The sequence below is a fragment of the Ramlibacter aquaticus genome (assembly GCF_015159745.1).
In the GTDB taxonomy this organism is placed as follows: domain Bacteria; phylum Pseudomonadota; class Gammaproteobacteria; order Burkholderiales; family Burkholderiaceae_C; genus Ramlibacter; species Ramlibacter aquaticus.
In genome coordinates this window covers 40,231-52,939 of sequence record NZ_JADDOJ010000019.1, presented here as the reverse complement: position 1 = coordinate 52,939, position 12,709 = coordinate 40,231, and the positions used below count along the sequence as shown (strand labels likewise).

The 12,709-nt window shown below is 73.3% G+C and carries 12 protein-coding genes and 1 pseudogene; 6 read left to right on the top strand and 7 right to left on the bottom strand.

The window, feature by feature from the left end; translation table 11 throughout:
* Positions 1-7 precede the first annotated feature (7 nt).
* Positions 8-946, top strand: coding sequence for a signal recognition particle-docking protein FtsY (ftsY, locus tag IM725_RS06945; protein WP_193779850.1), 939 nt, complete (start codon positions 8-10; stop codon positions 944-946).
* Between the two features lie 55 nt (positions 947-1,001).
* On the opposite strand, the gene phnE is transcribed toward ftsY, so the two are convergent.
* From phnE to senA, 5 genes are read right to left on the bottom strand one after another with little or no spacing between them, the layout of a single operon-like run.
* A complete protein-coding gene (phnE, locus tag IM725_RS06940) occupies positions 1,002-1,799 on the bottom strand; it encodes a phosphonate ABC transporter, permease protein PhnE (RefSeq protein WP_227753644.1) in 798 nt (265 codons plus the stop codon).
* A gap of 8 nt (positions 1,800-1,807) precedes the next feature.
* The gene (locus IM725_RS06935; RefSeq protein ID WP_193779845.1) at positions 1,808-2,635 is read right to left on the bottom strand and encodes a PhnE/PtxC family ABC transporter permease; all 828 of its coding nucleotides are present in this window, start codon (positions 2,633-2,635) and stop codon (positions 1,808-1,810) included.
* Complete coding sequence (locus IM725_RS06930; RefSeq protein WP_193779844.1) at positions 2,632-3,453, bottom strand: phosphonate ABC transporter ATP-binding protein; 822 nt, start codon at positions 3,451-3,453, stop codon at positions 2,632-2,634. Before IM725_RS06930 ends, IM725_RS06935 begins: the two co-directional genes overlap by 4 nt.
* Before the next feature lie 16 nt (positions 3,454-3,469).
* Entirely contained in the window at positions 3,470-4,351 is an 882-nt protein-coding gene (locus IM725_RS06925) for a putative selenate ABC transporter substrate-binding protein (protein WP_193779843.1), read from the bottom strand.
* Positions 4,352-4,380: 29 nt separating this feature from the next.
* On the bottom strand, positions 4,381-5,604 hold the full coding sequence (gene senA, locus IM725_RS06920) for a selenoneine synthase SenA (protein WP_193779842.1): 1,224 nt from the start codon (positions 5,602-5,604) through the stop codon (positions 4,381-4,383).
* On the opposite strand from senA, the gene senB reads away from it, so the two are divergent.
* Together senB and selD are read left to right on the top strand one after the other, a co-directional pair.
* A complete protein-coding gene (senB, locus tag IM725_RS06915; RefSeq protein WP_193779841.1) occupies positions 5,592-6,572 on the top strand; it encodes a selenoneine biosynthesis selenosugar synthase SenB in 981 nt (326 codons plus the stop codon). The two genes, senA and senB, sit on opposite strands and share 13 nt — an antisense overlap.
* On the top strand, positions 6,569-7,633 hold the full coding sequence (gene selD / locus IM725_RS06910) for a selenide, water dikinase SelD (protein WP_193779840.1): 1,065 nt from the start codon (positions 6,569-6,571) through the stop codon (positions 7,631-7,633). The genes senB and selD overlap by 4 nt, the downstream gene beginning before the upstream one ends.
* Before the next feature lie 17 nt (positions 7,634-7,650).
* Here the strand turns inward: selD and cutA are convergent.
* Positions 7,651-7,982: pseudogene (gene cutA / locus IM725_RS06905) on the bottom strand (divalent-cation tolerance protein CutA).
* Between the two features lie 271 nt (positions 7,983-8,253).
* Between cutA and rpoH the strand changes: the two are divergent.
* From rpoH to IM725_RS06890, 3 genes are all read left to right on the top strand, one after another.
* Entirely contained in the window at positions 8,254-9,186 is a 933-nt protein-coding gene (gene rpoH, locus IM725_RS06900; protein ID WP_193779839.1) for an RNA polymerase sigma factor RpoH, read from the top strand.
* Between the two features lie 139 nt (positions 9,187-9,325).
* Positions 9,326-11,047, top strand: a complete 1,722-nt coding sequence (locus IM725_RS06895; protein ID WP_193779838.1) for a sensor domain-containing diguanylate cyclase — start codon at positions 9,326-9,328, stop codon at positions 11,045-11,047.
* Between the two features lie 50 nt (positions 11,048-11,097).
* Positions 11,098-12,084 (top strand): Bug family tripartite tricarboxylate transporter substrate binding protein, encoded by a 987-nt coding sequence (locus IM725_RS06890; protein ID WP_193779837.1) that lies wholly within the window; start codon positions 11,098-11,100, stop codon positions 12,082-12,084.
* Positions 12,085-12,124: 40 nt separating this feature from the next.
* On the opposite strand, the gene IM725_RS06885 is transcribed toward IM725_RS06890, so the two are convergent.
* Positions 12,125-12,709, bottom strand: coding sequence for an SCO family protein (locus tag IM725_RS06885; RefSeq protein WP_193779836.1), 585 nt, complete (start codon positions 12,707-12,709; stop codon positions 12,125-12,127).

Here is a 12,709-nt window from a genome sequence, read left to right as displayed (position 1 = left end):
CTACTGGATCAACGGCTTCCCGCTGGACGCCGACGAGCGCCTGATCGCGCGCCTGCGCCAGGTCACGGCCGCCCAGGTGCAGCAGGTGGCCGCCAAGTATTTCGGCGACGACCAGCTCACCGGGGGCCAGATCGACGAGGCCTTCTACGAGGAACTCGAGACCGCGCTGCTCATGGCGGACACCGGCGTGAAGGCCACGCAGGCCCTGCTGGACGAGGTGCGCCGCCGGGTGAAGGAATCGGGCGCGACGCGGCCGGTGCAGGCCAAGAACATCCTGGCCGACTCGCTCACGCGGCTCCTCAAGCCGCTGGAGCGGCCGCTGGTCATCGGCGAGCACCAGCCGACGGTGATCATGGTCGCGGGCGTGAACGGCGCGGGCAAGACCACCTCCATCGGCAAGCTCACCAAGCACCTGGCCGATGCCGGCGAGACGGTGCTGCTGGCCGCGGCCGACACCTTCCGCGCGGCCGCGCGGGAGCAGCTCGCCATCTGGGCCGACCGCAACACGGTGGAGATCGTGAGCCAGGCCGGCGGCGACCCGGCGGCCGTGAGCTTCGACGCCGTGAGCGCGGGCCGCGCGCGGGGCAAGGACGTGGTGCTGGTGGACACCGCCGGCCGCCTGCCCACGCAGCTGCACCTGATGGAGGAGCTGCGCAAGATCAAGCGCGTGGTGCAGAAGGCCGATGCGAGCGCGCCGCACGAGGTGCTGCTGGTGATCGACGGCAACACCGGCCAGAACGCGCTCGCGCAGGTCAAGGCCTTCGACGAGGCGCTGGGGCTCACCGGCCTGATCGTGACCAAGCTCGACGGCACCGCCAAGGGCGGCGTGCTCGCCGCCATCGCGCAGGAGAAACCCATCCCGGTGTACTTCATCGGCGTGGGCGAAAAGCTGGAGGACCTGGAGACCTTCAGCGCGCGGGAGTTCGCGCTGGCGCTTCTGGGGTGAAGGGCCGAAGAATCTGCATGCGCCGCCGCCGGCCCGGTCCGGCGTGCGCCAAACACTAGGCGGCCATCCGCCGCCGCGCCTCGAAGCTGAGCGCGTCCACCCCCAGCACCAGCAGCATCATCGCCAGCAGCACGCTGCTGGTCTCCGACATCTGGAACAGCCCCAGGTGGAAGGCCAGCATCTGGCCCAGCCCGCCGGCGCCCACCACGCCCAGCACGGCGGCGGCACGGATGTTGTTCTCCCAGCGGTACAAGGTGTAGCTCAGGAGCTGCGGCAGCACCGTGGGCAGGGTCGCGAACAGCAGCACCCGCCCTTCGCCCACGCCGCGCACGCGCAGCGCGAAGGCCGGGCCTTCGGGGGCGTTCTCGATCGCCTCGGCGAACAGGCGGCCCAGCACGCCCGTGGTGTGCGCGGCCAGCGCCAGCGTGCCCGCGAAGGGCCCCAGGCCGGCCGCGATCATCAGCAGCGAGGCCCACATCAGCTCGGGCACGCTGCGCAGCACGTTGAGCACGAAGCGCGTGGCGCCGCGCCAGCGGGCGGGGTCGCCCTCCCAGGTGCGGCTGGCGGGCAGGGCCAGCAGCAGGCCGAGCACGGCGGCCAGCAGGGTGCCGACCAGGGACATGGCAAGCGTCTCCAGCGTGGCCGGCACCAGCTTGGCGACGAAGCGCGGCTCCGTGGCCGGCCGCAGCAGTTCCAGCAGGAAGCGGCCCATGCGTGCCAGCGCATCGGCGGAGAAGAAGCGGGCCCACTGCAGGTCCAGCGTGGCGAAGCTGGCGACCACCAGCACAGCCAGGCCCAGCAGCACCAGGACGCCGCCCGCGCGCCCGGGGTCGGCCGGCGAGCCGCGCCGCAGGCCCTCGCTCACGCCAGCCTCCGGCGCAGCCACGCGCTCAGCACATCGGCCGCCGCGACCAGGGCCACGAACACGGCCAGCATGGTGCAGACCTCGTTGCCCGCGAACATCTTGAGCGAGGCATCCATCTGCTGGCCCAGCCCGCCCGCGCCCACGAAGCCCAGCACCGCCGAGGAGCGGATCGCGCATTCCCAGCGGTAGACGGTGTAGCTCGTGAGCTCGCCCGCGTTCTGCGGCAGCAGCCCCCACAGGAAGGCCTGCATCCGGCTGCTGCCGTTGCGCAGCAGCGAGAGCGCGGCGTGGGTGTCGCCGCTTTCCAGGATCTCGGTGTAGACCTTGCCCAGCATGCCGCCGTAGGTGAGCGCGATCGCCAGCACGCCGGCGGTGGGCCCCAGGCCGACCACGCGCACGAAGACCAGTGCCCAGATCAGCTCCGGCACGCTGCGCAGCGCCACCAGCAGCGCGCGCGCCAGGCCGCGGCCCCAGCGCGCCGCCGTGCCCATGCGCCCGGACAGCGCGGATTGCGACAGCGGGCGCGCGCTCACCAGCGCCAGCGGCACCGCGATCAGCAGCGCGAGCGAGAGGCCGGCGGTGGCGATGGCCACGGTGCGCCAGGTCTCGCGCGCGACCAGGCCCAGGAATTCGGCGTCCAGCCGGGGCGGCACGAAGGCGGCGAGAAAGCGCAGCGCCGGCAGCAGGCTGTCGGGCTCCAGCAGGGTCCAGGGCTTGAACTCGCTCCACACCAGCAGCGGCCACAGCAGCACCAGCGCCACCACGGTGGCGCTGACGCGCCCGGCCCAGGCCGGGTCGCGCAGTGCGGGCCGCGCAGCGTTCACCGGCACATGACCACCACCGGGGCCGGCGTGGTGTCGGGCAGTTCGAAGGCCGGCGGCGGGCCGGGCGGCTCGTCGCCATAGAGCGCGGCCAGGCGCGCCGGGGTGACGTCCTGGGGCGGCAGGTCGAACTGCAGCCGCCCTTCGCGCAGGCCCAGGATGCGGGGGAAGTGGCGCAGCGCCGCGGGCACGTCGTGCAGGCTGGCGACCAGCGTGGCGCCGCGGCTGCGCGCGTCGTCCACCAGCACCTGCATGGCCTGCGCCGCGCGCGAGGGGTCCAGCGCCGACAGCGGCTCGTCCACCAGCAGCAGCCGGGCGTCGGCCATCAGGGCGCGGGCCAGGCCCACGCGCTGGCGCTCGCCGCCGGAGAGCCGGTCCACGCGGTCGAAGAGCTTGCCTTCCAGGTCGAAGCGCGCCAGCGCGGCCTGCGCGGCTGCCGCGTCGCGCGCATGCACCAGCATGCGCAGGCTCGCGCCCCAGCCCATGCCCGGCAGGCGGCCGGCCAGCACCGCGGTCACCACGCGTTGGCGCGGCGGCAGCGGCGGCACCTGCGGGGCGAGGAAGAGCCGGCTGCGCAGGCGCCGCAGCGCGGTGCCCGGCAGCTGCCAGGGGTCCTGGCCGTCCAGGCTGAGGCGGCCGGACGAAGGACGCAGCGCACAGCCCAGCAGCAGCATCAGGCTGGTCTTGCCGGCGCCCGAGGGCCCGATCACGGCCAACTGCTCACCCGGCTCGATCCGCAGGTCCAGCGGATGCAGGGCGGGTGCGGCGCCTGCCGTCGCAGCCGGATGGCGCAGGGCCGCGGCCTGCAGCTCGATCAGCATGCGCGCTGTCCGGGCCTCACTTCAGCAGGCCGGCGTTGCGCGCGGCCGCTTCGATGCCCTTGTAGTTGTCGGCGCTGGTGGGCACGAACTTGCTGGCACGCTGCAGGTCCAGGATCTCCTTGCCTTCGGGCGTGGCCGGGCTCAGGTCCAGGAAGGCCTTGGTGATGCGCTCGCGCTGGGCGGCCGGCATGTCGGCGTGCACCGTCCAGTTGTAGTCGTAGTAGGCGGGGGTGGTGTAGATCACGCGCACCCGGCTGGCGTCGACCTTCTTGTCGGCCAGCAGCTTCTCCCACACCGAGATGTTCAGCGTGCCCGCGTCGACCTTGCCGGCCGCCACGGCGGCGGCGGTGGCGTCGTGCGCGCCCGAGTAGGCGACGCGCTTGAAGTCGCGGTCGGGGTCGATGCCGGCGGCCAGCAGGTAGCTGCGCGGCATCAGGTGGCCCGAGGTGCTGGACTGCGAGCCGAAGCTGAAGCTGTGGCCCTTGAGGTCGGCCAGGCTGCGGATGCCGTCCTGGGTGGTGATGAACACCGAGCGGAAGTGCTTGTCCTCCTCGCGCTGCACCAGGGGCACGACCTTGCCGCCGGAGCGCTGCAGGGCCTGCACGAAGGTGAAGCCGCCCAGCCAGGCCAGGTCGACCTGGCGGTTGGCCAGCGCCTCCACGCAGGCGGCGTAGTCGTTCACGGGGGTGAACTCGGCCTTCACGCCCAGCCGCTCACCCAGGTACTTCATCAGCGGCGCGGCCTTGCGGGCGAGCTCGGTCGGCGACTCGTCCGGGATCGCGGTGACGCGGAAGACGGCCTGGGCGCGGGCGCCCGTGGCCCAGCCGGTGGCGGCCAGCGCGGCGCCGGAGGCCAGCAGGGTGCGGCGGCTGATGTGCAGGTGCGGTTGCTTTTGCATGGGTCTATCCCCTCGTGGCGAAGCGGGCATTACAACCGATTCCCGCCCGCGGCAACGGCGCAGCTGCGAAAGCCCGCGAAGACATCGTTGCGCCGGGGCTCGAAGAAATTGCGGTAGCGCGGGTGCGCGATCTCGGGCGGCGTGGCCGGGCCGGCGCCGCGCAGCACGCGGCGGCTGCCGAACCAGGGCTGCGAATAGTCGCGGTAGGGGTGCGGCTGGAAGCCGGGATAGGGCTGGAAGGGGCTGGCCGTCCATTCCCAGGCGCCGCCCCAGCGGAAGCCGGTGGCCGTGAGGGCGGCGCACTCCCACTCGGCCTCGGTGGGCAGCCGGCGGCCGGCCCAGCGGCACCAGGCCTCGGCCTCCCAGGCCGAGAGGCGCAGGGCGGGCGCGGCCGGGTCCGCGCCGGGCGGCACCTGGCGCGGGCCGGCCCGCTGCAGCCAGGCCCAGCCGTCCTCGTCCCACCAGCGGCGGTCCAGCGGGCCGCCGTCGGCCAGGAACCCGGCATAGGCGGCCCAGCTCACAGGGGCGGCGTCGATGCGGAAAGCCTGCAGCGCGACCGTGTGCGCGCCCAGCTCGTTGTCGAAGGCGAAACCCGGCCCCTGCCAGCCCAGCGCGAACGCCTGGGCGGGCACTTCGATCTCGGCGCCGGCCGGCGGCAGGCGCTGGGCGTCGGCCTGCCCCGGCCCCTGCACCGTGGCGGCCGGGCCCAGGTCCAGGTCCAGGTCCAGCGTGGCCGCCATGTACACCGCGGCCTCGGCATGCATGGCCTCGTGCAGCGCGGCCAGGCGGAAGAAGTAGAGCGCGTCGTCGCCGGCGTCCGGCGGCAGCGCGGCGAGCAGGTCCAGGGCCTGCGCCAGCGTCGCGTCCAGGTAGGCGCGGGTCGCCCCGGGCCCGGGCAGCGGCAGCTGCCAGCGCGCATCGTGCGGCACCTCGCTCGAGTCGTAGAGTTCGTCCGCGCCCGGCAGCAGCGACGCGCCCCGGGCGTGCACGGGGTCGCAGGCGATGCCCAGCCCGCGCTGGCGGCTGCGGCCCGTCCACCACTCCTGGAACCAGGCCACGTGGCCCCATTCCCAGAGCGGCGGGTTGAGCTCATCGCGCAGCGGCACGGCCAGCGCGGGGCCCAGCGCGGCCTGCCACGCATCGGCCAGGGCCAGGGTGCGGGCGCGCACCGAGCGCAGGGCCGCAAGGACATCGTCGCGCGTGCCAGCGCGCAGCCGCGTGGCGGGGCTATAACCCGGGGATGGTTCCTGCATCGGTGGTCATCGTAAGCCCGGCGGCATCCGACGCCAACAACGGCAACGCGCGCACGGCGCAGCGCTGGGCGCAGTTGCTGGGCCGCGCGCACCGCGTGACCGTCGTGCGGCAGTGGCCCGCGCCCGGCAGCGAGAACGCGCAGGTCATGCTCGCGCTGCACGCGCGTCGCTCCGCCGAGGCCATCGCGGCCTGGCATGCGCGGCATGGCGAGCGCGGCCTGGCCGTGGTGCTCACGGGCACCGACCTCTACCGCGACATCGCCACCGACGCCAGCGCGCGCGCCTCGCTGACCTTCGCCAGCCGCCTGGTCGTGCTGCAGGAGCGTGGCGCCGACGCGCTGCCCGCCGCGCTGCGGCCGCGAGCGCGCGTGATCTTCCAGTCCACGCCGGCCCTGCCGCCGGCCCGCAAGCCGCAGGACGCGCTGCTCGCGGTGGTGGTGGGCCACCTGCGGCCCGAGAAATCGCCCGAGACCGTGTTCCAGGCCGCCCGCCTGCTCGCCGCTCGCGGCGACATCCGCATCGAGCACCTGGGCGCGGCCGACAGTGACGCGTGGCAGGACGCGATCCGGGCGGCACAGGCGCAGGCCCCGGGCTACCGCTGGCTGGGCCCGCGCCCGCACGAGGAGACCCGCGAACGCATCCGCCAGGCCCACCTGCTGGTGCACCCGAGCGCCATGGAAGGCGGCGCGCACGTGGTGATGGAGGCGGTGCGCAGCGGCACGCCGGTGCTGGCCTCGCGCGTGCCCGGCAACGTGGGCATGCTGGGCGAGGACTACGCGGGCTACTTCCCGCCGGGCGACGCGCCGGCCCTGGCGGCGCTGCTGGCCGCGTGCCGGGACACGCAGGGACAGGCCGGCGGCAGGCTGGCCACGCTCAGCGCACAATGTGAGGCCCGCGCGCCCCTGTTCGATCCCGAGACCGAACGGCAGGGCCTGATGCGACTTGTCGATGAACTGAGCACGCCATGAATGCACCCCTGAACGCGCCGGCCGAGCCGCGCCTGACTTCCCTCTCCCACGGCGGCGGCTGCGGCTGCAAGATCGCGCCCGGCGTGCTGTCGGAGATCCTGCGCGGCACCGCCCGCATGCCCATCCCGCCCGAACTTCTGGTGGGCATCGAAACCGCCGACGACGCCGCGGTCTACAAGCTCAACGACGAGCAGGCGCTGATCGCCACCACCGATTTCTTCATGCCCATCGTCGACGATCCGTTCGACTTCGGGCGCATCGCGGCGACCAACGCGATCTCGGACGTGTACGCCATGGGGGGCCGGCCGATCATGGCGCTGGCCCTGGTGGGCATGCCGATCAGCGTGCTCTCCACGGCCACCATCGGCCGCATCCTGGAAGGCGGCGAATCCGTCTGCCGCGCCGCCGGCATCCCGATCGCGGGCGGCCACACCATCGACTCGGTGGAGCCGATCTACGGCCTGGTGGCGCTGGGCCTGGTCCACCCGGACCGTGTCAAGCGCAACGCCGAGGCGCGCCCGGGCGACGTGCTGGTGCTGGGCAAGCCGCTGGGCGTGGGCGTGTACTCGGCCGCGCTCAAGCAGGAACAGCTGGGCAGCGAGGGCTACGCGGCCATGATCGCGTCGACCACCAAGCTCAACACCCCCGGCCCCGACCTCGCCGCCCTGCCGGGCGTGCACGCGCTGACCGACGTGACCGGCTTCGGCCTGGCCGGCCATGCGCTGGAGCTGGCGCGCGGCGCCGGGCTGGAGGTGCGCATCGACTGGTCCCGGGTGCCGCTGCTGCCGAACGTGCGCGAACTCGCCGCCCGCGGCTTCCTGACCGGTGCCTCCGGCCGCAACTGGGCCGGCTTCGGCGCCTCGGTCGAGCTGCCGCAGGGCTTCGCCGAACTGGACCGCGCCCTGCTGGCCGACCCCCAGACCAGCGGTGGCCTGCTGGTCACCTGCGACCCGTCCAGCGTGGACGAGGTCCTGGCCGTGTTCCGCCGCCACGGCTTCGCCGACGCCGCCGTGGTGGGCGAATGCGTAGCCGGCACGCCCGGCCGGCTTTCGGTCCGCTGAGCCGGGGCGGCGGCCGCTCAGGCCGTCTGCTCGCGCACCCAGGCCGTGTAGGCGGCCGACGCGTTCAGGCGCTGGGCCACGAATTCGGGCAAGGCGTAGGGGTGCAGGCGCCGAAAGGCGAGCTCCAGCGCGCCCTGGCGCTGCGGGTCGGTCTTGATAGCAGGCGCCACTCGGCGTCCTCGTGCACCCGGCCCTCCCAGCGGTAGACGCTGGCGGCCAGGGGCTCCAGCTGCACGCAGGCGGCCAGCCGCTCTTGCACCAGGGCCCGCGCCAGGGCCCGGCCCGCCGCCTCGTCGGCGACGGTGGTGCAGACCTGGAGGATCTCGTCGGGAGGGGGTTCGGCACTCATGGGCGGCTTTCACGTGGGACTTCGCCCATTCTTCCAGACCCGGCCGGAAACCTGCGGCCTGGCCCTGACTCCAAGCGTTTGTCAGCCCTGCCGGAACGGCCCCGACCGACCATCTGGTAGTGAGCAACCACTCATCGGGACGCGGCCCGCCGGCCTGACGGCCAGAACGCCAGCACCGTGCGCAAGCCGCCACCGCCCCGATTGAACTTCCGCCTTAGCACTCCATCCAAGAGAGTGCTAACATGTGCCCTCAACGAAAGGAGTTTTCGGCATGACCCACTCTGTCGGAGCCCCGTCCACGGCCTTGGCCATGGCCAATCCCTGGGCGGTGGTCCCCTCCCTGGGCAACCTGGACGCCTACATTTCCGCGGTGAACCGCCTCCCCATGCTGAGCCTGCAGGAGGAACAGGAGTTCGCCCGCAAGCTGAAGGACCACAACGACCTCGAAGCCGCCGGGAAGCTCGTGCTCTCGCACCTGCGCCTGGTCGTGGCCGTCTCGCGCAAGTACCTGGGCTACGGCCTGCCCCACGGCGACCTGATCCAGGAAGGCAACATCGGCCTGATGAAGGCGGTGAAGCGCTTCGACCCGGACCAGGGCGTGCGCCTGGTGAGCTATGCCCTGCACTGGATCAAGGCCGAGATCCACGAGTACATCCTGAAGAACTGGCGCATGGTCAAGGTCGCGACCACCAAGGCCCAGCGCAAGCTGTTCTTCAACCTGCGCTCCATGAAGCAGGGCTTCAAGGACGACGCCGACGCGGCCACCCACCGCGACACGCTGACCGACGCGCAGATCGAGGTGATGGCGCGCGAGCTGAACGTCAAGCGCGAGGAAGTCATCGAGATGGAAGCTCGCATGGCGGGCGGCGACGTGATGCTGGACCCGTCCCCGGCCGACGAGGGCGACGAGGCCTTCGGGCCCATCGCCTATCTTTCGGACGCCAATCACGAGCCCACCGCCATGATCGAGTCGCGCGAGCGTGACGCCATGGCCAGCGACGGCATCGCCGCCGCCCTGGGCGAGCTGGACGCGCGCAGCCGCCGCATCGTCGAGGAGCGCTGGCTCAAGGTCAACGACGACGGCTCCGGCGGCATGACGCTGCACGAGCTGGCCGCCGAGTACGGCGTGAGCGCCGAGCGCATCCGCCAGATCGAGGCCGCGGCCATGAAGAAGATGCGCAAGGCCCTGGCCGCCTACGCCTGAGCCCCGCGCGGCCTTCTCCCAAAGCCCGGCGCCGCCGGGCTTTTTTCATGGCGCCGCCGCCCGGCGCGCGACGCACTGGCCTTCCCTGCACGGAAACAGTGACAATCCGTAGCAAGCGATGGGGAAGTGGACGCGTTGCGTGCTGGCGATCTTGTGGGTGCTGCTGATGCTCCCGGCGTTCGCACGGGCGCAGGCACCGGCGGCCAGCGCCGCGGCGGCCGCGCCTGCGCCCCTGCTCGTGCTGTCCGCCACGCAGCCCCTGGTGCCCCTGGAATCGCGCAGCCGCTACTGGCTGGACGAGAGCGGCATGCGCACCCCCGAGGAGGTGGACCGCGAGCGCGACCGGCTGCCCTGGCAGGTGCGCGGCCCCGGCATGCAGCACGACATCGACGCCAAGGCGCTGTGGATCGAGTTCGAGGCGCAGCGGGCCGACGCGTCGCGCTGGTTCCTGGAGATCAAGTCCTCCGGCCTGGACCGTGCCCAGTTCTTCTGGCGCCAGCGCGACGGCCGCTGGGTGTCGGAGGAAGCGGGCGACACGCGGCCGGTCTCGGCCTGGCCGATCCCGGGGCGCTTTCCCACCTTCGAGCTCGCGGGCGAGACCGGCGTGCCGGTGCACTACTACGTTCGCATCGAACTGGCGCGCGTCAATTTCGCCAGCCCGCTGGCGCTGTACGACGAGCGCGAATTGCTGGGCGAGCGCGAAGCCGAGCAGTTCCTGCTGGGCGGCTACTTCTCGCTGGCCCTGCTGATCACCCTGGTCTCTCTCGCCCTTGCGGTGGCCGACCGCGACCGCAACTTCGCCGCCTACGCCACCTATGTGCTGGCCATGGGCCTGGCCCAGGCGGCCTACCTGGGCGTGGGCACGCAGCACCTGTGGCCCAACATGCTCAAGTGGAACGAGATGGCGCCCTTCGTGCTGCCGGGCGTGGCCGCCGCCGCCGGTCTCTGGTTCGCCAAGGTGGTGACCGAGCCGGCGCGCTACTCACGGGCGCTGGACCTGGCCGTATGGAGCCTGATCGCCGGCGTGCTCGCCGCCGTCGGCCTGGACGCCTGGATCAACACGCGCGCCAGCTTCGAGCTGGTGATGGTGCTCTCACTGGTGGCCATCGTCGTCGTGTTCGTGCTGATCGCCCTGGTGTGGCGGCAGGGCGAGGACCCGCTGATCCGGCTGGTGGCGCTGGGCTTCCTGCCCGTGCTGCTGACGGCGCTGCTGCCGCTCGCGCGCGGGCTGAACCTCATCCCCACCAGCGCCTGGACGCGCTACGGCCTGACGGCAGGCGCGGCGCTGGAGATGCCCATCCTGTTCTACGCGCTGATGCGACGCGGGGCGGCCCGGCGCGAGGCCCAGACCCGCGCCTCGGCCCTGCCCGGCAGCGACACGCTGACCGGCCTGGCGACCCGGGCGACGCTGCTGCAGCGCCTGCAGGCGGCGCAGAACCGCGCCGTCTCGCTGCGCCAGCGCATCGCCCTGCTGGGCGTGCGCATCGCCAACCTGGACGCGATCGTCGCCGAGCACGGGCGCGACACCGGCGAGCGCGCCCTGGTGGTGGCCGCCTCGCTGCTGCGCGCCGCCGGCCAGGACATCGACCTCGCCGCCCGCCTGGGCGAGCACGACCTGGCGCTGATGATCGACGGGCCGGTGACGGCGGAGATCGCCACCAGCCGGGCGCAGCAGCTGGTCGCCAGCGGCCTGCGCCCCTCGGCCTCGCTGCCGCCGGACGTCACCCTGCGCTTCCGGGTGACGGTGGCGCTGCTGCCCGAGGGCGAGCGCGATGCCGCGTCGGCCCTGGCCTGGGTGCAGGAGGCGCTGGACGCGCCGCGCACCGACGCGCGCAAGATGATCCGCGCGCTCAACGCCTGAACCGCTAGGATGCGGGCTGCCGCGCGGCCCCCTGCTGCCGCGGCCCCCGCATGACCCTTGAATTCACACGCAGGCGCTGGCTGCGCCTGGCCACCGCGACGCTGGCCGCAGGCGCTGCGCAGGCCCAGGCCCAGGGCGATGACTGGCCGCGCCGGCCGGTCCGGCTCGTGGTCGGCTTTCCGGGCGGCTCCACGCCCGACCTGGTGGCACGCACCCTGGCCGAGCCGCTGGCGCAGGCGCTGGGCCAGCCCGTGATCGTGGACAACCGGCCCGGCGCCGGCGGCAACATCGGCGCCGACATCGTGGCCCGCGCGACGGACGGCCACACGCTGGGCGTGATGATCAACGGCAACCTGACGATCGCGAAGCTGCTGAACCCGGGCGCCCCGTACGACCCGGCGCGCGACCTCGCGCCCGTCAGCCTGCTGGCCACGGCGCCGCTGGTGCTGGTGGCCGGGCCGGGCCTGCCGGCGGATTCCGCGCGCGGCTTCCTGGCGGCGGCGCGGGCCGCCGGCGATCGATGGAGCTACGGCAGCCCGGGCGTGGGGACCGTGGCCCACATCGGCATGGAACTGCTCAAGGCGCGTGCGGGCATCGCGCCGGTGCACGTGCCCTACCCCGGCAACCCGCAGGTGGTGCAGGCGCTGGCCGCGCGCGAGGTGCAGCTGGCACTGCTGCCGCCGGGCCTGGCCCTGCCGCAGGTGCGCAGCGGCCGGCTGCACGCGGTCGGCCTCAGCAGCGCGGGGCGCAGCCCCCTCGCGCCCGAGCTGCCCAGCCTGGCCGAGGGCGGGCTCGCCGGTTTCGAGCTCGAGGTCTGGAATGCGCTCGCCGCGCCGGCCTCCATGCCCGTGGCACGGGTGGCCCGCCTGTCGGCGCTGGCGGCCGAGATCGTGCGCAGGCCGCAGGTGCGCCAGCAGCTGTTCGCCCAGGGCTGGCAGGTGGCCGGCACCTCGGCCGAGGGCCTGGCGCGGCGCATGAAGGCCGACACGGCGCTGCTGGGCGGGGTGATACGCCGCCAGGGCATCCGGGCGCAGTGAGGCGCCCCCTGCTGCGTCCTGCGGCGGTCCGCCCGCGGGCTCAGGCCGGGTGCAGCAGCTGGGCCAGGTCGTCCGCCAGCACCTTGGGACCGCTGCCGTAGCGGGTGTACAGGCGCAGCTGGCCCTGCGTGTCGTACACGTAGCAGGCCGCCGAGTGGTCCATGGTGTAGCTGGTCGGCGTCTTGCCTTCGACCTTCTTGTAGTAGACCTTGAAGTCCTTGGCCGTCGCGGCGAGCTGCTCGGGCGAGGGGTGCAGCGCGATGAAGCTGGGGTCGAAGTTGGCCATGTACGACTTCAGCACCTGGGGCGTGTCGCGCTCGGGGTCCACGGTCACGAAGATGCCCTGCACCTTGTCGCCGTCGGCGCCCAGCAGCTTGCGCGCCTGCACGATGTCGCTGAGCGTGGTGGGGCACACGTCGGGGCACTGGGTGTAGCCGAAGAACAGCACCACCAGCTTGCCGCGGAAGTCGGCCAGCGTGCGCACGCGCCCGTCCGTGTCCGGCAGGCTGAAGCCGCGTGCGTAGTCGGCGCCGGTCAGGTCGATGGAATTGAACTGCGGCTTCTTCTCGCCGCAGGCGGCCAGGACAGCGGCCAGCGGCAGCAGGGCGAATGAGCGGCGTTGCAT

Bases quoted from the DNA above. Each gene is read 5' to 3' on its own strand.
- rpoH (WP_193779839.1), top strand. From the start codon at position 8,254: ATGACCCACTCTGTCGGAGCCCCGTCCACGGCCTTGGCCATGGCCAAT.
- IM725_RS06925 (WP_193779843.1), bottom strand. From the start codon at position 4,351: ATGCAAAAGCAACCGCACCTGCACATCAGCCGCCGCACCCTGCTGGCC.
- IM725_RS06890 (WP_193779837.1), top strand. From the start codon at position 11,098: ATGACCCTTGAATTCACACGCAGGCGCTGGCTGCGCCTGGCCACCGCG.
- selD (WP_193779840.1), top strand. From the start codon at position 6,569: ATGAATGCACCCCTGAACGCGCCGGCCGAGCCGCGCCTGACTTCCCTC.
- senB (WP_193779841.1), top strand. From the start codon at position 5,592: ATGGTTCCTGCATCGGTGGTCATCGTAAGCCCGGCGGCATCCGACGCC.
- senA (WP_193779842.1), bottom strand. From the start codon at position 5,604: ATGCAGGAACCATCCCCGGGTTATAGCCCCGCCACGCGGCTGCGCGCT.
- IM725_RS06885 (WP_193779836.1), bottom strand. From the start codon at position 12,709: ATGCAACGCCGCTCATTCGCCCTGCTGCCGCTGGCCGCTGTCCTGGCC.
- IM725_RS06930 (WP_193779844.1), bottom strand. From the start codon at position 3,453: ATGCTGATCGAGCTGCAGGCCGCGGCCCTGCGCCATCCGGCTGCGACG.